Origin of the sequence: Escherichia sp. MOD1-EC6475 (assembly GCF_003046645.1) — a bacterium.
Taxonomy (GTDB): Bacteria; Pseudomonadota; Gammaproteobacteria; order Enterobacterales; family Enterobacteriaceae; genus Escherichia; species Escherichia ruysiae.
Genome location: NZ_PZKQ01000028.1, coordinates 62336 through 83583, shown reverse-complemented (window position 1 = coordinate 83583; position 21248 = coordinate 62336). Strand labels below are relative to the sequence as shown.

The following is a 21248-nucleotide window of genomic DNA, read 5'->3' as shown; positions in this document are numbered from 1 at the left end:
GGTGCACTGCCTTGCTATCACCGCTCTGGCGATAAATCACCGGGTAAGATTAGCCTAAAAAAGACAGCAAAATGCCGCGTGAAAGATAAATCACCATCATAAAACGCAGGTAACAAAGAGCACCGACTCTCAAATCGGTACTCCTTGTATGCTAAATACCTGCGCGCGTCAAATAGATGAAACATGTTCAGCATGAAAACATCGCCGTTTTCGCGGTAGTTTACTCACTGGAAACCAACCGTGGCGTGATAAATACCACTAACTCGCGTCGTTCACCTTCTTTTCCGTCATGACGAAATAATTGCCCGAACCAGGGGATGTCGCCCAACAGCGGTACGCTATCCTGACCCGATTTATTTTTACGGGTAAAAATGCCACCCAGTGCCAGCGTTTCTCCGCTTTTTACCTCAACTTGCGTTTCGATCTCCTGCTTATCAATCGCCAGCACTTCGCCATCAGCTTGTTGTAGCACCTGCCCCGGAACGTTCTGGCTGATGTGTAATTTCAGTCGGATGCGACCTTTTTGTAATACCGTGGGCGTGACCTCCATTCCCAGCACGGCCTCTTTAAATTCCACCGACGTCGCGCCGCTTTCACCACTGGAAACCTGATACGGGATCTCGCTCCCCTGTTTAATGCTGGCAGGCTGGAGATGTGAGGCCAGCAGACGCGGGCTGGCGATAATATCCAGTTGCTGTTTTTGTTCGAGCGCGGAAAGCTCCAGATCCAGTAAACGCCCGCTGATGCGCCCAATGTTAAAACCGATATGCGTTGTCGCCGTCGCTACGGAGAGATCGCTACCGAGCGTGGTCACTTGCCCAACGCCGCCAGTTTGTTGCGCATCGGCCAGCGTCCATTTCACCCCCAATTCCCGCAAACTTTTTTCATTAATGGTGACAATGTGCGCCGAAAGTTCAACCTGCCCGACCGGCAAATCCATTTGCGCTACCCATTGTTCCAGCGCACTTAACGCCGTTTTGTTATCACGCAGCAAAAGGCGATTAGTGTGTTTATCGACAGTCATGCTGCCTTTGGCGCTAAGTAGCTTCTCCCCAGCTTTCGCCAGCTCTCCGGCGTCGGCGTATTGCAGAGTAATATTGCGATTTTCCAGCGGCAGATTTGCCTGCGCCCGCACCTGTTCAGCCTCCTGACGGGCGATATTGTCATTCTGCCAGGCAACAGAATGCACTGAAAGAATGTTGCCTTCCTGGCGCGTTATCAGCCCGGCGCTTTTCACTACGGTTTGTAGTGCCTGTTTCCAGGGAACGTCAGTGAGATGTAACGACACCGTACCGCTGACGTCTGGCGAAACCACCAGGTTTAACTTCTCCTGTTCAGCCAGCGCCTGCAATACCTGAGCCACCGGAACGTCATCCACCATCAGCGTCACTTTTTGCGGCTTTGCCGCCTGTACGCTGGGTATCATCATCAACAGTAGTGCGGCTATCCATTGCTTCATTTTTATCTCCTTGCCGTTGCCACAACCACTGTGGCGGTTCGCAGTTTTTTCCGGTTCCCAGCGTTAATGTTTCTGGCGTCAGTTGTAAAATTGTCCAGCCATTCTCCAGCACATCGTTTTGCTGCACCCGTCGCCATTTTTTTTGCCCATCTTTTATTACGCCAATAACGCGCTCGCCTCGCCCTACCATCCCCTGATAACGCCACTGGCTAAGTTCGCTTACCCGGCATAGATCCTCCGGCGGCTTAAAAGGGTCGCGCATACCGGTTAAAAGACACAAGGCAATGCCTACCAACAACCAGCGTTTAACCCTCATGCGGCATCTCCAGTTGTAGCGTGAACAAAAGATCGCCACCTTCCACGCTTAACAAAAAACGGCTCACGCTGACGTTGTGCTCTGCCAGTCGTGTAAATGCCGACGGCACAGCTTCCCAGAACGTTTTCAACGCCAACTCGCCTCCCTGAGCGGATGGATGCCAGTAAAGCAGTTGCGCGCCGGGCAACTGAAAATCCAGTGGCGAAAAGGGCAACGTCTTTTCTTCAATGATGGGAGTGGTGTCTACCAGGCGATACAGTGCAGTCCATTGCTGGTGATTACTTGCCCGCAGTCGAATTAATGCGTCACTCTCTTCATGGTGTGTCGATGAAAGAAAAATGAGCGTAACTAACATCAGCAACCAGACTGCCCAGCAAAACTGGCGGATACGGAGTGATGTCGCGAACCACCAGTCAAAGAGAGTGTTCATCGCTAACCGTCCTTGTTAACTGATACTCAAATTGCCAGCGACCTTGAGCATCCTGCTGCGTGGCTCCACGCTGATTGAGCTGAAAAGAAGCATCCTGGCGGAGTGCTTTTTCCAGTGCATTTAGCGCAGTAATGTTCGTCGCAAGTCCCTTTACCTCCAACGTTCCCTGCTGCCAGCTTATCGTTGTCAGCCAGGCGTGTTCGGGAAAAAGTGCCGCCAGTGACTCCAGCGCAGATTGCCAGTCGCGGGTAAATTGTCGCTGGCACTGACGTTGCAAACGCTGTTCGCGTAATTGTTGGCGTTCCAGCAAACGGGGTTTACTGGCTTGTAGGGTGCTGGCGCGTTGTTGTTCCGCCTGAAGCAAAACAGCGTCAACGCGTACTTCAGCGTTGGTTGTCAAACGCAGCATTAGCGTTATCCCGACAACCAGCAGCAGAGGAGCAACGAACATCAGCAACCAGAAGCGAAGAAAGGCCGTCCGGCGTTGCTCTCGCCAGGGCAAAAAATTGATTGGCGGATTCATCAGCACCCCTCCCCAAGCGCCAGCCCCAGCGCGATAGCAAAATCTCCACCTGGCGGCGGTAGCGGCGGCTGACGCACAGAAACCGCATTCCAGGGGTCAAATCCGCCTTCACCGCATATCGCGAGACTTTCAGAATTAATGGCTAACGTCGCGGCCAGTTCATTCGCGCTTGTCATCCCTACCGCCAGTTTGCGCCCCCAGCTATAACGTGTCGCCCATAGCCACTGTTCGTTATCACGCCAGGCCAGACATTGCTGATGAGAAGGTAAAAAAGGCAGGAATCGCTGCAAAGCGCAGGCGTCTGGGGTAATCGCACTAACGTGAATACGCAATCTTTCTGCCAGGCTAAGCAGCGTTGCCAGCTCTTTGCTTTGCGCAGCGGTCACGTTATAGGCGGGACCTAGCGAATCTTCGCTGTAATCAAAGCGCAGGGAGTCCGGTTCCATATCCAGCTCGCGAGCCATCGTACCTGTCAACCAGGCCATTTGCTCCCGTTCGCCCAGGGACATTGCCGGACGCGGAAATGCCCTTTGTAACGTTCGGCTAGCGGGAAATGCCAACATAATGTGATGACGGTGTGGCAGTTCACGACTCCACGGTAACAACGTTTTAGTCAGCCGTTCCGCGTCAATAATGCGCCCATCTTTGATAATGTCGGTCGCCAGCGGCAAACGCCACCAGCGTTGCAAAAAGCATTCTTTCGCGCCACGCACGATAGCAACCGCCACCGCTTCTTGCTGTTGTAAATGCAAACCAATTTGCCAGGTCTTAAATGTCATTGTGATGATCTCCTTATCCCCCGTCACTCTGACGGGTATATCAATGCGTCTGGCTTGCCTTTATACTACCGCGCGTTTGTTTATAAACTGCCCAAATGAAACTAAATGGGAAATTTCCAGTGAAGTTCGTAAAGTATTTATTGATCCTTGCAGTCTGTTGCATTCTGCTGGGAGCAGGCTCGATTTATGGCCTCTACCGCTACATCGAGCCACAACTGCCGGATGTGGCGACATTAAAAGATGTACGCCTGCAAATTCCGATGCAGATTTACAGCGCCGATGGCGAGCTAATTGCTCAATACGGTGAAAAACGTCGTATTCCGGTTACGTTGGATCAAATCCCGCCGGAAATGGTGAAAGCCTTTATTGCGACGGAAGATAGCCGCTTCTACGAGCATCACGGAGTTGACCCTGTGGGGATCTTCCGTGCGGCAAGCGTGGCGCTGTTCTCCGGTCACGCATCGCAAGGGGCGAGCACCATCACCCAACAACTGGCGAGAAACTTCTTCCTGAGTCCAGAACGCACGCTAATGCGTAAAATTAAGGAAGTCTTCCTCGCGATTCGTATTGAACAGTTGCTGACGAAAGACGAGATCCTCGAGCTTTATCTGAACAAGATTTATCTCGGTTACCGCGCCTATGGTGTCGGTGCTGCGGCACAAGTCTATTTCGGTAAAACCGTCGACCAATTGACGTTGAACGAAATGGCGGTGATTGCCGGGCTGCCTAAAGCCCCTTCCACCTTCAACCCGCTCTATTCAATGGATCGAGCCGTCGCGCGGCGTAACGTCGTGCTGTCGCGAATGCTGGACGAAGGGTATATCACCCAACAGCAGCTTGATGAGACACGCACCGAAGCGATTAACGCCAACTATCACGCACCGGAGATCGCCTTCTCAGCGCCGTATCTCACCGAAATGGTACGTCAGGAGATGTATAACCGTTACGGCGAAAACGCTTATGAAGACGGCTATCGCATTTACACGACCATTACCCGCAAAGTGCAGCAGGCCGCACAGCAAGCCGTGCGTAATAACGTACTGGACTACGACATGCGTCACGGCTATCGCGGCCCGGCCAATGTGCTGTGGAAAGTAGGTGAATCAGCGTGGGATGACAAAAAGATTACCGATACGCTGAAGGCGCTGCCAACCTATGGTCCGCTGCTACCTGCCGCTGTCACCCGCGCCAACCCGCAGGAAGCGACAGCAATGTTGGCGGACGGAACATCTGTGACGCTGCGTATGGAAGGGATTCGCTGGGCACGGCCTTATCGTTCCGATACTCAGCAGGGACCGACGCCGCGTAAAGTGACCGATGTTGTGCAAACAGGCCAGCAAATCTGGGTTCGCCAGGTGGGCGATGACTGGTGGCTGGCACAGGTGCCGGAAGTGAACTCGGCGCTGGTATCGATCAATCCACAAAACGGTGCGGTTATGGCGTTAGTCGGTGGCTTTGACTTCAACCAAAGCAAATTTAACCGCGCTACCCAGGCACTGCGTCAGGTTGGTTCGAATATCAAGCCGTTCCTCTACACCGCTGCGATGGATAAAGGGCTGACGCTGGCAAGTATGCTGAACGATGTGCCAATTTCCCGCTGGGATGCAGGCGCGGGTTCTGACTGGCAGCCGAAAAACTCACCGCCGCAGTACGCCGGTCCAATCCGTTTACGTCAAGGGCTGGGACAGTCGAAAAACGTGGTAATGGTACGTGCGATGCGAGCGATGGGCGTGGACTATGCCGCAGAGTATTTGCAACGCTTCGGCTTCCCGGCACAAAACATTGTCCACACTGAGTCACTGGCACTGGGTTCCGCTTCCTTCACGCCGTTGCAGGTGGCGCGCGGGTACGCAGTGATGGCTAATGGTGGCTTCCTGGTCGACCCCTGGTTTATCAGCAAAATTGAAAACGACCAGGGCGGCGTGATTTTCGAAGCGAAACCGAAAGTAGCCTGCCCGGAATGTGATATTCCGGTGATTTACGGTGATACGCAAAAATCGAACGTGCTGGAAAACAGCGACGTTGAAGACGTGGCTATCTCTCGCGAACAGCAGAATGTTTCTGTTCCGATGCCGCAGCTGGAGCAGGCTAATCAGGCATTAGTAGCAAAAACTGGCGCGCCAGAATACGCTCCACACGTCATCAGCACACCGCTGGCATTCCTGATTAAGAGCGCCCTGAACACCAATATCTTTGGTGAACCTGGCTGGCAAGGCACCGGCTGGCGCGCAGGTCGTGATTTGCAACGTCATGATATCGGCGGGAAAACCGGGACGACCAACAGTTCGAAAGATGCGTGGTTTTCGGGTTACGGTCCGGGCGTTGTGACCTCGGTATGGATTGGCTTTGACGATCACCGTCGTAATCTCGGTCACACCACGGCTTCCGGGGCGATTAAAGATCAGATCTCCGGTTACGAAGGCGGTGCAAAGAGCGCCCAGCCAGCATGGGACGCTTATATGAAAGCCGTTCTGGAAGGTGTACCGGAACAACCGCTGACGCCGCCGCCAGGTATTGTGACGGTGAATATTGATCGCAGCACCGGGCAACTGGCCAACGGTGGTAACAGCCGCGAAGAGTATTTCATCGAAGGTACGCAACCTACACAGCAGGCGGTGCGCGAGGTAGGGACAACCATTATTGATAATGGTGAGGCTCAGGAATTGTTCTGATTAAAAAGGCGCTTCGGCGCCTTTTCAGTTTGCAGACAAAGTGCGCGTTGTTCATGCTGGATGCGGCGTGAACGCCTTATCCAGCCAACAAAATCGTCGAAACTCAATACATTGCAGGAACCACGTAGGCCTGATAAGCGTAGCGCATCAGGCAAGCTCCACGTATTTACAACCGTCCCTGCCCCTTCAACCACTCGCGCACCAGGAACAACGCGCTGACATTACGCGCTTCATTGAAGTCAGGATCTTCGAGCAAATCCATCATATGCGTCAGCGGCCAGCGCACCTGCGGTAGTGGCTCTGGTTCGTCGCCTTCCAGCGATTCAGGGTAAAGATCCTGCGCCACCACGATATTCATTTTGCTGGAGAAGTAAGACGGTGCCATGCTGAGTTTCTTCAAAAAAGTCAGATCCCTTGCGCCAAATCCCACTTCTTCTTTGAGTTCGCGGTTTGCCGCTTCATAGACACTTTCACCGGGGTCAATTAACCCTTTCGAAAATCCTAACTCGTAGGATTCGGTTCCCACCGCGTATTCGCGGATCAAAATCAGGTGATCGTCCACAATTGGCACAATCATCACGGCTTCCCGGTTGGTTGGACGCATTCGTTCATAAACACGCCGCACGCCGTTGCTGAACTCCAGATCCACGCTTTCGATGGTAAACAATCGGGAACGGGCTACAGTTTCAACATTCAGAATGGTGGGTTTTTGTAATGATTTGCTCATCGTGGAATCTATGCTGTGAAATCAGCAGTTATTGTGCGATATCGGACACGCATTCGGCAATGTGAATTGCATGTTATTTACATTTACGTAACTTAATAAATAATCATTCTCAAATCAAATTAAAAGTCAATAGGTTGAAATAACTCCAGGAATTTGCTGATATTCCGCCCTCAGAGGGTTTGCTATGATCACCGGTTACTGGGATGCGCTTAATGATGCTCAAGTTCAACTCCACGCTTGCCGATAGCCAACCGCAGAATCCTATATTGTGTCCAGGATGCGACTAATCACACCTGACAAATTAAGTAAGATGGGGAAAGCATGAGCACCATTGTGATTTTTTTAGCTGCTTTGCTGGCCTGCTCACTACTTGCGGGATGGCTGATAAAGGTGCGCTCCAGACGGCGTCAACTGCCCTGGACTAACGCCTTCGCTGATGCGCAAACGCGCAAACTCATGCCTGAAGAACGTAGCGCCGTTGAAAATTATCTCGACAGCCTGACGCAGGTTTTGCAGGTTCCTGGCCCGACGGGTGCCAGCGCAGCCCCCGTTTCACTGACGCTGAACGCTGAAAGCAACAACGTCATGATGCTGACACACGCCATCACGCGTTATGGCATTTCGACCGACGATCCTAACAAATGGCGTTATTATCTCGATTCGGTGGAAGTCCACCTGCCCCCGTTCTGGGAGCAGTACATCAACGATGAAAATAGCGTTGAACTGATCCATACCGATTCGCTGCCGCTGGTTATTTCTCTCAACGGTCATACGCTGCAAGAGTACATGCAGGAAACTCGCGGCTATGCGTTACAGCCTGTCCCGTCAACGCAGGCGTCGATTCGCGGTGAAGAAAGCGAGCAAATCGAACTGCTCAATATTCGCAAAGAAACGCATGAAGAGTATGCGCTTAGTCGCCCGCGTGGGCTACGCGAAGCGTTGCTGATTGTCGCCTCTTTCCTGATGTTCTTTTTCTGCCTGATTACCCCGGATGTATTTGTCCCGTGGCTGGCTGGCGGCGCGTTACTGCTGCTGGGAGCTGGTCTGTGGGGGCTATTTGCGCCACCAGCAAAATCATCCCTGCGGGAGATCCACTGTCTGCGTGGTACGCCGCGTCGTTGGGGATTGTTTGGAGAAAACGATCAGGAACAGATCAACAATATTTCACTCGGTATTATCGACCTGGTCTATCCCGCACACTGGCAGCCATACATTGCTCAGGATCTCGGTCAACAAACCGATATTGATATCTATCTCGACCGCCACGTAGTGCGTCAGGGGCGATATCTTTCGCTGCATGATGAAGTAAAAAACTTTCCGTTACAGCACTGGCTGCGCAGTACGATTATCGCTGCGGGCTCGCTGCTGGTGCTGTTTATGCTGTTATTCTGGATCCCGCTGGATATGCCGCTGAAATTCACTCTCTCATGGATGAAAGGCGCGCAGACCATTGAGGCCACCAGCGTTAAACAACTGGCAGATGCCGGAGTACGTGTAGGCGATACCTTACGTCTTAGCGGTACAGGGATGTGTAATATCCGCACGTCAGGCACCTGGAGCGCGAAAACCAATTCACCGTTTTTACCATTTGACTGCTCGCAGATCATCTGGAATGACGCCCGTTCATTGCCATTACCAGAATCTGAGCTGGTCAACAAGGCCACGGCACTGACCGAGGCAGTAAACCGCCAGTTGCACCCGAAACCGGATGATGAATCTCGCGTCAGCGCCACATTGCGTTCAGCAATTCAGAAATCCGGCATGGTACTGCTCGATGACTTTGGCGACATCGTGCTGAAAACCGCCGATCTCTGTGCCGCCAAAGATGATTGTGTTCGGTTGAAAAATGCGCTGGTGAATCTCGGCAACAGTAAGGACTGGGACGCACTGGTAAAACGCGCTAACGCTGGAAAACTCGACGGCGTGAATGTGTTACTCCGCCCGGTGAGCGCAGAATCACTCGATAACCTGGTGGAAACCTCCACAGCACCATTTATTACTCATGAAACGGCGCGAGCGGCGCAATCACTGAATAGCCCGGCACCGGGAGGATTCCTGATTGTCAGCGACGAAGGCAGCGATTTTGTTGATCAGCCCTGGCCTTCGGCATCACTTTACGACTACCCGCCGCAAGAACAGTGGAACGCTTTCCAGAAACTGGCGCAAATGCTGATGCATACGCCGTTTAACGCCGAAGGTATCGTCACCAATATTTTTACCGATGCCAACGGTACGCAGCATATCGGCTTGCACCCCATCCCGGATCGCTCCGGCCTGTGGCGCTATCTGGGCACGACATTGCTGTTGCTGACGATGCTGGGCAGTGCCATCTATAATGGCGTACAGGCCTGGCGTCGTTATCACCGTCATCGTACTCGCATGATGGAAATTCAGGCCTATTATGAAAGCTGCCTGAATCCACAACTGATCACCCCTTCAGAAAGCCTTATCGAATAACACGTTTGCGCGGCAGGTTATGCTACCCTGTCGCGCAAATTGCTTCACTCTGGAGATTTCCCTCATGCATATCAACATTGCCTGGCAGGACGTAGATACCGTTCTGCTGGATATGGACGGCACGTTGCTCGACCTCGCCTTCGATAACTATTTCTGGCAAAAGCTGGTGCCTGAAACCTGGGGCGCGAAAAACGGGGTCACGCCACAGGAAGCGATGGAATATATGCGCCAGCAATATCACGACGTGCAGCATACGCTAAACTGGTACTGTCTTGATTACTGGAGTGAGCAACTGGGTCTGGATATCTGTGCGATGACCACCGAGATGGGACCGCGCGCCGTACTGCGTGAAGATACCATTCCGTTTCTTGAGGCACTTAAAGCCAGCGGTAAGCAGCGAATTTTGCTCACCAACGCGCATCCGCACAACCTGGCGGTAAAACTTGAGCATACCGGTCTCGACGCGCACCTTGATTTATTACTTTCCACCCACACATTTGGTTATCCGAAAGAGGATCAGCGGTTATGGAATGCGGTGGCCGAAGCTACGGGTCTGAAAGCTGAAAGAACGCTGTTTATCGATGACAGCGAAGCGATTCTCGATGCTGCCGCGCAATTTGGTATTCGTTACTGCCTCGGCGTCACTAATCCCGACTCAGGGATTGCTGAAAAACAGTATCAGCGCCATCCGTCACTGAATGACTACCGCCGCCTGATCCCCTCGCTAATGTGAAGGAGACGCCATGAAAGAAAAACCTGCTGTTGAGGTTCGACTGGATAAATGGCTATGGGCCGCCCGTTTTTACAAAACCCGCGCGCTGGCTCGTGAAATGATCGAAGGCGGTAAGGTGCATTACAACGGGCAGCGCAGCAAGCCGAGTAAAGTCGTCGAACTGAATGCCACGCTCACTCTGCGCCAGGGAAATGACGAGCGAACGGTAATCGTGAAGGCGATTACTGAACAGCGTCGCCCCGCCAGCGAGGCAGCCTTGCTGTATGAAGAGACTGTGGAAAGTGTAGAGAAACGCGAAAAAATGGCGCTGGCACGTAAACTTAATGCCTTAACCATGCCGCACCCGGACCGACGCCCGGACAAAAAAGAGCGCCGCGACCTGTTACGATTTAAACACGGCGACAGTGAATAACTGTCACCTGCAAGAGAGATGATTATGCCGCAACATGACCAATTACATCGCTATCTGTTTGAAAACTTTGCCGTTCGCGGCGAACTGGTAACCGTTTCGGAAACCCTGCAACAGATCCTTGAGAATCACGATTACCCGCAGCCCGTTAAAAACGTGCTGGCAGAACTGCTGGTTGCGACCAGCCTGTTAACCGCTACGCTGAAATTTGATGGTGATATCACCGTACAGCTGCAAGGCGACGGCCCGATGAATCTGGCGGTTATTAACGGTAACAACAACCAGCAGATGCGTGGCGTGGCGCGCGTACAGGGCGAAATTCCGGAAAATGCTGACCTGAAAACGCTGGTTGGCAATGGTTACGTGGTGATCACAATTACCCCAAGCGAAGGTGAACGCTATCAGGGCGTGGTTGGTCTGGAAGGTGATACCCTGGCGGCCTGCCTGGAAGATTACTTTATGCGTTCTGAACAGCTGCCGACGCGCCTGTTTATTCGCACCGGCGACGTAGATGGCAAACCGGCTGCGGGCGGTATGTTGTTGCAGGTAATGCCTGCGCAAAATGCCCAGCAGGACGACTTCGACCATCTGGCGACGCTAACCGAAACCATCAAAACCGAAGAACTGCTGACCTTACCGGCAAACGAAGTGTTGTGGCGTTTGTATCACGAAGAAGAGGTGACGGTTTACGATCCGCAGGATGTTGAGTTCAAATGCACCTGCTCGCGTGAACGTTGCGCCGATGCGCTGAAAACGCTGCCGGATGAAGAAGTGGATAGCATCCTGGCGGAAGATGGCGAAATTGACATGCATTGTGATTACTGCGGTAACCACTATCTGTTCAATGCGATGGATATTGCCGAGATCCGCAACAACGCGTCTCCGGCAGATCCGCAGGTGCATTAATTAGTTTTTCCGGCGGAGATAACTCTGCCGGATTTCATGACGCAATTGCCTGATGCGTTGCGCTTATCAGGCCGACGGTATAAATCGCAAGTTATTGTAGGTCAGCTAAAGCGCCGCATCCGGCAAAAATCAGATACGCGTTGTCATTCATTCAGATTCAAATCCAGCGTTTCACCATCCACCGTAAGATTGCGCCACGTTTTAGGCTTCGTCCCCAGTTTTCCTTCCTTCGCGGCAGTGAGTAATTTCTCTTTCGTTATTTCACGCGGAAGTACACTCATCGCAAGCTCTTGCCATTCTTTCTTGTCAGGATCAAAGCCATAAACAACATATCTTTCATCATTAAAAGCGAAAAGGATCCTCTCTGCCCTGCCATCACTATTCAGATCTTGCTCGACCAGTACGCAGGCGTCTTTTTCAATACAGGTCATCACGTTATAGCGTTCTTTGATTAAGGCCGACCAGAATGTCGCATCCGGTTTACCTGAACCTGGAGCAATTAACACATTATCGGCTAATGCTTTTTCCGATACCTGCTGAAGATGTTGCTCCCCATCAAACGCCATTAGCAGATTCCATGCGCGTTTCGGGTCTTTCATATACCCGGCATCGCTTTTCAGTGACTCAAGCGCCGCACGTCCATAACGACCGCTCTGCTCGAGCATGTAGATACTTACCTGGTCTGGCGTGTTTTTGCCGCTCTGATAACGCGCCATATGACTGTGCACGCTAATACGCATACTGTCCAGCACCGGCGAATTAAGAAGCACCAGTATCGCCAGCACCAATAACGAAACCGTAAGGTTCACTTTGCTCTGAAAAACAAGGGGATTTTGCCCTTTACGCCAGACAATACTGACAAAATATCCCAGCGACCAAACCAGTAACACCACCACAACCAACACACCATGCAAGCGTTCCGTAGTCCAGCCGTACTGAGCGACCCGCAGCCATAACGCCCAGGCGGCGACTAACACATACAATGGGGCGACCAGCAGAGCGGTTTTAATCAGGCAACGCAACGGGCCAGTCCAGGGAAGTGACGCTTTTTGCGGATCGCGGACAATGGTCATTAAGAGCAATTGCAAAAAGGCCAGCGTCAAAAGCAACCCGGCAGCGGAGATGTGGCGAGAAATCGCGCTCAGGCCCGTAAACGGCAGGGTGATAATAAACATCAGGGTTAGCAATGATACTAACGGCAACACCCCCGTGGCGATTAACGTGAACAACTTTTGAATGGAGTCGATTAAACGTGACTGTGTCCGCGCGAGGATCACCGCCAGTGCGGTAACCAGACCTGACGTAAGATAAATAAACCAGTCGGTTGTAAAAAAGAGCGTTTTAAAAAACGTGATGCCAACGAGTTTAAATAACTCACTCCACAGTAAAAGCACCAGCCACGTCAGGCCATTGGCGATAAAAATCACCAATAATATAAGTACGTTATGCCATACCGACTGGTAAAAATAGCTATAGCGGGTATTGTCATTACGCTCACGCAGACTCTGTTGTATCCACGGCAGCAACATCATTCCCATCAGCAGCAGATAACACCCAAAATCCCAAAGCGCCTTTTCCGCTCTCCAGGGACTCATGCCATCAATTTGCCACTTCAGCCAGCCGCTCATCCCGAGAGTGGCAATCAACACTATCGCCAGCCATCCCCAAAGTCGCTTCTGTTTGAAGGACACTACAGAAAATAACAAAACGGATGAAAGCGCCACGGTCGCAGGTACACCATAAACTATCCAACTGTTATTTTTACTGGCAAGCCAGGAGATCAGCAGGTAACAAACTAATCCCTGGAGTAATCCGGTAGCAACCATTCCCCTGCGTGTCGCGGGTGAAAGCTCAACGTTTTCCATGTTGGTTATCCAGAATCAAAAGGAGAGGTAATTATCGCATCCAGGCAGGACTAATTTGCTTTTTTCAGAAAGTAATCAAAAAAAGTTAGCGTGGTGAATCGATACTTTACTCATTGAATTTGCATCAATTTCACTCAGGAATGCGATTACACTCACAACATTCTCGCCATATAAACTAAGTTTTAACCTTTTAGGAACATTTTCCACACCTAAAATGCTATTTCTGCGATAATACCAACCGTTTCGTGACAGGAATCACGGAGTTTTGTCAAATATGAATTTCTCCAGATACGTAAATCTATGAGCCTTGTCGCGGTTAACACCCCCAAAAAGACTTTACTATTCAGGCAATACATATTGGCTAAGGAGCAGTGAAATGCGCGTTAACAATGGTTTGACCCCGCAAGAACTCGAGGCTTATGGTATCAGTGACGTACATGATATCGTTTACAACCCAAGCTACGACCTGCTGTATCAGGAAGAGCTCGATCCGAGCCTGACCGGTTATGAGCGCGGGGTGTTAACTAATCTGGGCGCCGTTGCCGTCGATACCGGAATCTTCACCGGTCGTTCACCAAAAGATAAGTATATCGTCCGTGACGATACCACTCGCGATACCTTCTGGTGGGCAGACAAAGGCAAAGGTAAGAACGACAACAAACCTCTCTCCCCTGAAACCTGGCAGCATCTGAAAGGCCTGGTGACCAAACAGCTTTCCGGCAAACGTCTGTTTGTCGTTGACGCTTTCTGTGGTGCTAACCCAGACACACGTCTTTCCGTCCGGTTCATCACCGAAGTGGCCTGGCAGGCGCATTTCGTCAAAAACATGTTTATTCGCCCAAGCGATGAAGAGCTGGCAGGTTTCAAACCAGACTTTATCGTCATGAACGGCGCGAAGTGCACCAACCCGCAGTGGAAAGAACAGGGCCTGAACTCTGAAAACTTCGTCGCGTTTAACCTGACTGAACGTATGCAGTTGATTGGCGGCACCTGGTACGGCGGCGAAATGAAGAAAGGGATGTTCTCGATGATGAACTACCTGCTGCCGCTGAAAGGCATTGCCTCCATGCACTGCTCCGCCAACGTTGGCGAGAAAGGTGATGTTGCGGTGTTCTTCGGCCTTTCCGGCACGGGTAAAACCACCCTTTCCACCGACCCGAAACGTCGCCTGATTGGCGATGACGAGCACGGCTGGGATGATGACGGCGTGTTTAACTTCGAAGGCGGCTGCTACGCGAAAACCATCAAGCTGTCAAAAGAAGCGGAACCCGAAATCTACAACGCCATCCGTCGCGATGCGCTGCTGGAAAACGTCACCGTGCGTGAAGATGGTACTATCGACTTTGATGATGGTTCAAAAACCGAGAACACTCGCGTTTCTTATCCGATCTATCACATCGAAAACATCGTTAAGCCGGTCTCCAAAGCAGGCCACGCAACTAAAGTTATCTTCCTGACCGCAGATGCTTTCGGCGTATTGCCACCGGTATCTCGTCTGACTGCCGATCAAACCCAGTACCACTTCCTCTCTGGCTTCACCGCCAAACTGGCCGGTACTGAGCGTGGCATCACCGAACCGACGCCAACCTTCTCTGCCTGCTTCGGCGCGGCGTTCCTGTCGCTGCACCCGACGCAGTACGCAGAAGTGCTGGTGAAACGTATGCAGGCGGCGGGCGCGCAGGCGTATCTGGTTAACACCGGCTGGAACGGCACTGGCAAACGTATCTCGATTAAAGATACCCGCGCCATTATTGACGCTATTCTGAATGGTTCGCTGGATAACGCAGAAACCTTCACTCTGCCGATGTTTAACCTGGCGATCCCGACCGAACTGCCAGGCGTTGACACGAAGATCCTCGATCCGCGTAACACTTACGCCTCTCCGGAACAGTGGCAGGAAAAAGCTGAAACGCTGGCGAAACTGTTTATCGACAACTTCGATAAATACACTGACACCCCTGCAGGTGCCGCGCTGGTAGCGGCTGGTCCGAAGCTGTAATGGTTTGAAGCTGGAGAATATCTATCCAGTATCTTATAGAAAGCAAAACGGGAGGTACCTTCGCCTCCCGTTTTATTTACCCTTCTTTTGTCGCACCCTGCGCCCGTGTTACCGGCAATGGCAGCCAGGCGCGAATGGAAAGCCCGCCTCGCTCGCTGGTGCCAAGTTCCAGCATCCCGTTATGGTTATCGATAATCCGCTGCACAATCGCCAGCCCTAAGCCAGTACCGCTGATAGTGCGCGCGCTGTCACCACGGACAAACGGCTGGAATAAGTGCTTACGCTGCTCCGGTTCAATACCTGGGCCGTCATCTTCCACCTGGAACCAGGCGCGATTCGGCTCCGTGCCGCTGCTGACTTTGATCCAGCCATTGCCGTAGCGGGCGGCGTTCACCACCATATTCGCCACCGCGCGTTTAATTGACAGCGGGTGCATTTTCACTTCAATGCTGCCCGGCTCAAGCGCGGTATCAATTTCCCGCTCATAGCCACTTTCGGCGGCAATCACCTCACCAAGCACAGCGTTAAGATCCGCCAACTCCATCGGCATCTCCTGCCCGGTGCGCAGGTAGTCGATAAACTGCTCAATGATGGCGTTGCACTCTTCGATATCTTTATTGATCGATTCTGCCAGATAGCTATCCTGCTCGCTCATCATCTCCGTCGCCAGGCGAATACGCGTCAGCGGCGTGCGCAGGTCATGGCTTACCCCTGCCATCAGCAGCGTGCGGTCATCCGCCAGTTGCTTAACGCCTGCCGCCATGTGGTTAAAGGCGCGGGTAACCGAACGCACCTCCGAAGCGCCATATTCACGCAGCGGCGGCGGAATAATCCCTTTACCGACCTGCAAAGCAGCATGTTCGAGATCGACCAACGGTCGGTTCTGAATACGAATAAACAGCCACGCACCGCCTATCGCTAACAGCATTATCGCCAGCGTATAGCGGAACAGCGGAGAGAAATCGCCCTGATGAATTTCGGTTAGTGGCACACGCACCCAAATATTGGGCGACAGCCAGGTTTTCAGCCAGACGACAGGCGAGCTTTTGTTGACCTCGACGCGAACTTCCGTCGGGCCGCCGAGCTGCTGCGCCATCTGATGGCTTAAGAATTCATAGTGTTGCGCCCAACGCAGCCCGGCCTCTTCGGCGGCTTCATTGGAGTAGAGAGAGATCCCCAGCTCACGGTAGATCTCCCGACGAAAAGCGGGAGGCACAACCAACTGCGTACCGTCCTCCAGTTGCAGTTTGTCAGTCATCAACATACGCACTTCGTACGCGAGGACTTTATTAAACTGCTGGAGGCTCGGCAAAATCGCGAAGTTCAGCACCACCAGATAAGTCGTCACCAGGCTGACGAACAGCAAGGTGACGATGAGCAATAACGTGCGGGCAAATGAACTTCGTGGCGAGAAGCGCAATCGCCTCATGCTTTAGAACCGTCCGGCACGAAAACATAGCCCAGACCCCAGACGGTCTGAATGTAACGCGGATGCGCCGGATCTTCTTCCACCATGCGGCGCAGACGTGAGATCTGCACGTCGATGGAGCGTTCCATTGCGGAATATTCACGACCACGGGCAAGGTTCATTAGCTTATCGCGAGAGAGTGGCTCACGCGGATGGCTGACCAGCGCCTTCAGTACCGCAAATTCACCGCTGGTGAGCGGCATCGGCTCATCTTCACGGAACATTTCGCGCGTACCGAGGTTAAGTTTGAACTTACCAAAAGCAATTACTGCTTCTTCCTGTGACGGCGCGCCTGGCAGTTCGTTGGCCTGACGGCGCAACACTGCACGAATACGAGCCAGCAGTTCACGCGGGTTAAACGGTTTTGGAATATAGTCGTCAGCGCCAATCTCCAGGCCAACGATACGGTCTACTTCTTCCCCTTTCGCCGTCACCATAATGATCGGCATCGGGTTACTCTGGCTACGAAGACGTCGGCAAATCGACAAGCCATCTTCACCAGGTAACATCAAATCCAGTACCATAAGATGGAAAGATTCACGAGTCAGCAGGCGATCCATCTGTTCTGCATTAGCGACGCTTCGAACCTGGAAGCCTTGTTCGGTGAGATAACGCTCCAGCAGCGCGCGCAGGCGCATGTCGTCATCGACCACCAGAATCTTGTAGTTCTCTTGCATTCTTTGTACTCCCAAAGGTTCGCAACAATTTGTAAGCGTGTATTCTTAAAAAAGCTTACGTTCGTCACCAGCAAAATCTGGTATGAATTTCAGCCTAAATTGTTACAAAGCATATTAAACAGCAGCTTAAGTATACAATTTATTCGGCGAAACATTATTGATTCTGTTGATATGATCACGTTATACCCAATGTGCGCATTATCAAACAGACAAAGGGAATCAACGAGATGAAAACGCCCCTGGTTACCCGGGAAGGGTATGAAAAACTCAAACAAGAGCTAAATTATCTCTGGCGTGAAGAACGCCCGGAGGTCACAAAAAAGGTGACCTGGGCCGCAAGTCTGGGCGACCGCAGTGAAAATGCTGACTATCAGTATAATAAAAAGCGCCTGCGTGAAATCGACCGTCGCGTGCGCTATCTCACTAAATGCATGGAAAATCTCAAAATCGTCGATTATTCCCCGCAGCAGGAAGGCAAGGTCTTCTTTGGCGCATGGGTAGAGATTGAAAACGACGATGGCGTGACTCACCGTTTTCGAATTGTCGGCTATGATGAAATTTTTGGTCGTAAAGATTACATCTCTATCGATTCCCCGATGGCTCGCGCATTGCTGAAAAAAGAGGTGGGCGATTTGGCAGTAGTGAATACGCCTGCCGGGGAAGCGAGCTGGTATGTTAATGCCATCGAGTACGTGAAACCGTAAGGAAGAGTCTTAACCTCCAGCCTTTGGCTGGCATTTTTGCCAGCCAGTCCGTATAACTATCCCCTGATTTTTGATCCGAAAAGATGAACTCAAACCATGATGAATGATTCGTTCTGCCGCATTATTGCGGGTGAAATTCAGGCGCGCCCGGAACAGGTTGAAGCCGCCGTTCGCCTGCTTGACGAAGGGAATACCGTGCCGTTTATCGCACGTTATCGTAAGGAAATCACCGGCGGTCTGGATGACACGCAGTTGCGTAATCTGGAAACGCGTCTGAGCTACCTGCGTGAACTGGAAGAGAGACGTCAGGCGATCCTCAAGTCTATTTCTGAGCAAGGTAAACTCACCGATGAGCTGGCGAATGCCATCAACGCCACCTTAAGCAAAACCGAACTCGAAGACCTCTATCTGCCCTACAAACCTAAACGTCGTACCCGTGGGCAAATCGCCATTGAAGCAGGTCTTGAGCCGTTGGCTGACCTGCTGTGGAACGATCCGTCACATACGCCGGAAGTCGCCGCTGCGCAATATATTGATGCCGATAAAGGCGTGGCAGATACCAAAGCCGCGCTGGACGGCGCGCGCTATATCCTGATGGAACGTTTTGCCGAAGATGCCGCCCTGCTGGCGAAAGTGCGTGATTATCTGTGGAAGAACGCGCATTTGGTTTCTACGGTGGTGAGCGGTAAAGAAGAGGAAGGGGCGAAATTCCGCGACTATTTCGATCATCACGAACCGCTGTCCACGGTGCCTTCTCACCGCGCGCTGGCGATGTTCCGTGGGCGTAACGAAGGCGTACTTCAGCTTTCGCTGAATGCCGATCCACAGTTCGATGAGCCGCCGAAAGAGAGTTATTGCGAACAAATCATTATGGATCACCTCAATCTGCGCCTGAACAATGCCCCGGCGGATAGCTGGCGCAAAGGCGTGGTGAGCTGGACGTGGCGCATCAAGGTACTGATGCACCTGGAAACAGAACTGATGGGCACCGTGCGCGAACGTGCGGAAGATGAAGCAATCAACGTATTTGCCCGTAACCTGCACGATCTGTTGATGGCAGCCCCAGCCGGATTGCGTGCGACGATGGGGCTCGATCCGGGTCTGCGTACCGGGGTAAAAGTTGCGGTGGTCGATGCAACCGGCAAACTGGTAGCGACCGACACCATTTATCCGCACACCGGACAAGCCGCAAAAGCGGCGATGACCGTTGCCGCTTTGTGTGAAAAACATAACGTTGAGCTGGTGGCAATTGGTAACGGTACGGCTTCCCGCGAAACCGAGCGTTTCTATCTCGACGTGCAGAAGCAGTTCCCGCAAGTGACTGCGCAGAAAGTGATCGTCAGCGAAGCAGGCGCATCCGTTTACTCAGCTTCCGAACTGGCAGCGCAGGAGTTCCCGGATCTCGATGTTTCGCTGCGTGGCGCAGTGTCTATCGCTCGTCGTTTGCAGGATCCGCTGGCAGAGCTGGTGAAAATCGATCCGAAATCTATCGGTGTGGGTCAGTATCAACATGACGTCAGCCAGACGCAGCTGGCTCGTAAACTGGACGCAGTGGTGGAAGACTGCGTTAACGCCGTTGGCGTCGATCTCAACACTGCTTCTGTTCCGCTGTTAACTCGCGTGGCGGGCCTGACGCGCATGATGGCGCAAAACATTGTTGCCTGGCGTGACGAGAACGGTCAGTTCCAGAACCGTCAGCAACTGTTAAAAGTGAGCCGACTGGGGCCAAAAGCCTTTGAGCAGTGCGCGGGCTTCCTGCGTATTAACCACGGTGATAACCCGCTGGATGCTTCTACCGTTCACCCGGAAGCCTATCCAGTGGTGGAACGCATTCTGGCGGCAACGCAGCAGGCGCTGAAAGATCTGATGGGTAACAGCAGCGAACTGCGTAACCTGAAAGCCTCTGACTTTACCGATGAAAAATTCGGTGTGCCGACGGTAACCGACATCATCAAAGAGCTGGAAAAACCAGGCCGCGATCCGCGTCCAGAATTTAAGACCGCTCAGTTTGCCGATGGCGTCGAGACAATGAACGACCTGCAACCGGGTATGATCCTCGAAGGTGCTGTCACCAACGTCACCAACTTTGGCGCGTTTGTCGATATCGGCGTGCATCAGGATGGCCTGGTTCACATCTCTTCTTTGTCGAACAAGTTTGTGGAAGATCCGCACACCGTGGTGAAAGCGGGTGACATTGTGAAGGTGAAAGTGCTGGAAGTGGATCTTCAGCGTAAACGTATCGCCCTGACCATGCGTCTGGATGAGCAGCCAGGTGAAACCAATGCCCGTCGCAGCGGCGGTAACGATCGCCCGCAAAACAACCGCCCGGCAGCCAAACCGCGCGGTCGTGAAGCGCAGCCTGCCGGTAATAGCGCGATGATGGATGCGCTGGCAGCGGCAATGGGCAAAAAACGTTAAACATCCTGGTTGGCCTACGGTTCGAATTTGCACGAAATCGTAGGCCAGACAAGGCGTTCACGCCGCATCTGGCAACTCATAACGAGCACCTTGCCTGACATAAAAATGCCGGAAATTATCTCCGGCATTTTTATTCCACAGCTAAATCCACAATATATTTTTGCTAATATTTATCACTGCATTAACAATTAAAACCTTAATTAAACATTAACCAGCCCTAATAATTCGCCATTCGAGTTATATTTTTGCTCCGATATAACCTTGAGCCACATCAACATTGAGTCAGATTATTATCTAAACCAACATTCGCACACATTTTAAGTATTGCTGATAGAAACCATTCTCATTATCATTGTATTGTTGATTATTTAATCTCTCCTTCGTTGGCAAATCATCTGGTCTCATGTCGCTGTCAAACGCCCCATGAGGTAGTTATCCAGTTAATGAGAAACAAGTAGGCCCTTATGCAATACACTCCAGATACTGCGTGGAAAATCACTGGCTTTTCCCGTGAAATCAGCCCGGCATATCGCCAAAAACTGCTTTCTCTTGGCATGTTACCTGGCTCCTCTTTTAATGTGGTGCGCGTCGCTCCACTCGGCGATCCCATTCATATCGAAACCCGTCGTGTGAGCCTGGTATTACGCAAAAAAGATCTGGCCTTATTAGAAGTGGAAGCGGTTTCCTGTTAATACGGTGAGAATAA

18 protein-coding genes are annotated in these 21248 nt (G+C 52.0%); 9 read left to right on the top strand and 9 right to left on the bottom strand.

The features are described from left to right. Positions 1–220: 220 nt before the first annotated feature. From hofQ to hofM, 5 genes are read right to left on the bottom strand one after another with little or no spacing between them, the layout of a single operon-like run. Complete coding sequence (gene hofQ / locus A7589_RS10260) at positions 221–1459, bottom strand: DNA uptake porin HofQ (protein ID WP_108188826.1); 1239 nt, start codon at positions 1457–1459, stop codon at positions 221–223. Then, positions 1371–1775, bottom strand: a complete 405-nt coding sequence (locus A7589_RS10255) for a DUF2531 family protein (protein ID WP_001264142.1) — start codon at positions 1773–1775, stop codon at positions 1371–1373. The genes hofQ and A7589_RS10255 overlap by 89 nt, the downstream gene beginning before the upstream one ends. Beyond that, positions 1765–2205 carry a DNA utilization protein HofO gene (hofO, locus tag A7589_RS10250; protein WP_001093902.1) on the bottom strand — a complete coding sequence of 147 codons (441 nt, stop codon included), beginning with the start codon at positions 2203–2205 and terminating at the stop codon, positions 1765–1767. The genes A7589_RS10255 and hofO overlap by 11 nt, the downstream gene beginning before the upstream one ends. After that, positions 2189–2728: a PilN domain-containing protein gene (locus A7589_RS10245; protein WP_001069303.1), complete on the bottom strand. Its 540-nt coding sequence runs from the start codon at positions 2726–2728 to the stop codon at positions 2189–2191. Before A7589_RS10245 ends, hofO begins: the two co-directional genes overlap by 17 nt. Continuing rightward, positions 2728–3507: a DNA utilization protein HofM gene (hofM, locus tag A7589_RS10240; protein WP_108188825.1), complete on the bottom strand. Its 780-nt coding sequence runs from the start codon at positions 3505–3507 to the stop codon at positions 2728–2730. Before hofM ends, A7589_RS10245 begins: the two co-directional genes overlap by 1 nt. Positions 3508–3626: 119 nt before the next feature. Between hofM and mrcA the strand changes: the two genes are divergently transcribed. Beyond that, complete coding sequence (gene mrcA / locus A7589_RS10235; protein WP_010353804.1) at positions 3627–6179, top strand: peptidoglycan glycosyltransferase/peptidoglycan DD-transpeptidase MrcA; 2553 nt, start codon at positions 3627–3629, stop codon at positions 6177–6179. Between the two features lie 166 nt (positions 6180–6345). Here mrcA and nudE read toward each other — a convergent pair whose 3' ends face one another. After that, positions 6346–6906 carry an ADP compounds hydrolase NudE gene (gene nudE, locus A7589_RS10230; protein WP_000045734.1) on the bottom strand — a complete coding sequence of 187 codons (561 nt, stop codon included), beginning with the start codon at positions 6904–6906 and terminating at the stop codon, positions 6346–6348. 321 nt (positions 6907–7227) lie between these two features. Here nudE and igaA point away from each other — a divergent pair, with 321 nt between their 5' ends. The 4 genes from igaA to hslO all read left to right on the top strand — a co-directional run bounded on the left by igaA (position 7228) and on the right by hslO (position 11411). Continuing rightward, positions 7228–9363, top strand: a complete 2136-nt coding sequence (igaA, locus tag A7589_RS10225; protein ID WP_000104505.1) for an intracellular growth attenuator protein IgaA — start codon at positions 7228–7230, stop codon at positions 9361–9363. Between the two features lie 64 nt (positions 9364–9427). Next, the gene (gene yrfG / locus A7589_RS10220; RefSeq protein ID WP_010353807.1) at positions 9428–10096 is read left to right on the top strand and encodes a GMP/IMP nucleotidase; all 669 of its coding nucleotides are present in this window, start codon (positions 9428–9430) and stop codon (positions 10094–10096) included. Between the two features lie 10 nt (positions 10097–10106). Further along, positions 10107–10508, top strand: a complete 402-nt coding sequence (gene hslR / locus A7589_RS10215; RefSeq protein ID WP_000660492.1) for a ribosome-associated heat shock protein Hsp15 — start codon at positions 10107–10109, stop codon at positions 10506–10508. A 24-nt stretch (positions 10509–10532) separates the two neighbouring features. Then, on the top strand, positions 10533–11411 hold the full coding sequence (hslO, locus tag A7589_RS10210; protein WP_001135574.1) for an Hsp33 family molecular chaperone HslO: 879 nt from the start codon (positions 10533–10535) through the stop codon (positions 11409–11411). Positions 11412–11554: 143 nt separating this feature from the next. On the opposite strand, the gene A7589_RS10205 is transcribed toward hslO, so the two are convergent. Then, on the bottom strand, positions 11555–13276 hold the full coding sequence (locus A7589_RS10205) for a DUF4153 domain-containing protein (protein WP_105282538.1): 1722 nt from the start codon (positions 13274–13276) through the stop codon (positions 11555–11557). Between the two features lie 376 nt (positions 13277–13652). Between A7589_RS10205 and pckA the strand changes: the two genes are divergently transcribed. Next, positions 13653–15275, top strand: a complete 1623-nt coding sequence (gene pckA / locus A7589_RS10195; protein ID WP_001309803.1) for a phosphoenolpyruvate carboxykinase (ATP) — start codon at positions 13653–13655, stop codon at positions 15273–15275. 76 nt (positions 15276–15351) lie between these two features. On the opposite strand, the gene envZ is transcribed toward pckA, so the two are convergent. Both envZ and ompR read right to left on the bottom strand, forming a co-directional pair. Then, on the bottom strand, positions 15352–16704 hold the full coding sequence (envZ, locus tag A7589_RS10190) for a two-component system sensor histidine kinase EnvZ (protein ID WP_001253710.1): 1353 nt from the start codon (positions 16702–16704) through the stop codon (positions 15352–15354). Beyond that, on the bottom strand, positions 16701–17420 hold the full coding sequence (ompR, locus tag A7589_RS10185; RefSeq protein ID WP_001157751.1) for an osmolarity response regulator transcription factor OmpR: 720 nt from the start codon (positions 17418–17420) through the stop codon (positions 16701–16703). The genes envZ and ompR overlap by 4 nt, the downstream gene beginning before the upstream one ends. A 227-nt stretch (positions 17421–17647) precedes the next feature. Here ompR and greB point away from each other — a divergent pair, with 227 nt between their 5' ends. The 3 genes from greB (at position 17648) to feoA (ending at position 21234) form a co-directional block, all read left to right on the top strand. Further along, positions 17648–18124, top strand: coding sequence for a transcription elongation factor GreB (gene greB / locus A7589_RS10175; RefSeq protein ID WP_000856744.1), 477 nt, complete (start codon positions 17648–17650; stop codon positions 18122–18124). A gap of 96 nt (positions 18125–18220) precedes the next feature. Then, entirely contained in the window at positions 18221–20542 is a 2322-nt protein-coding gene (locus A7589_RS10170) for a Tex family protein (protein ID WP_105282537.1), read from the top strand. A 464-nt stretch (positions 20543–21006) separates the two neighbouring features. Then, the gene (gene feoA / locus A7589_RS10160; RefSeq protein WP_001200455.1) at positions 21007–21234 is read left to right on the top strand and encodes a ferrous iron transporter A; all 228 of its coding nucleotides are present in this window, start codon (positions 21007–21009) and stop codon (positions 21232–21234) included. Positions 21235–21248 lie beyond the last annotated feature (14 nt).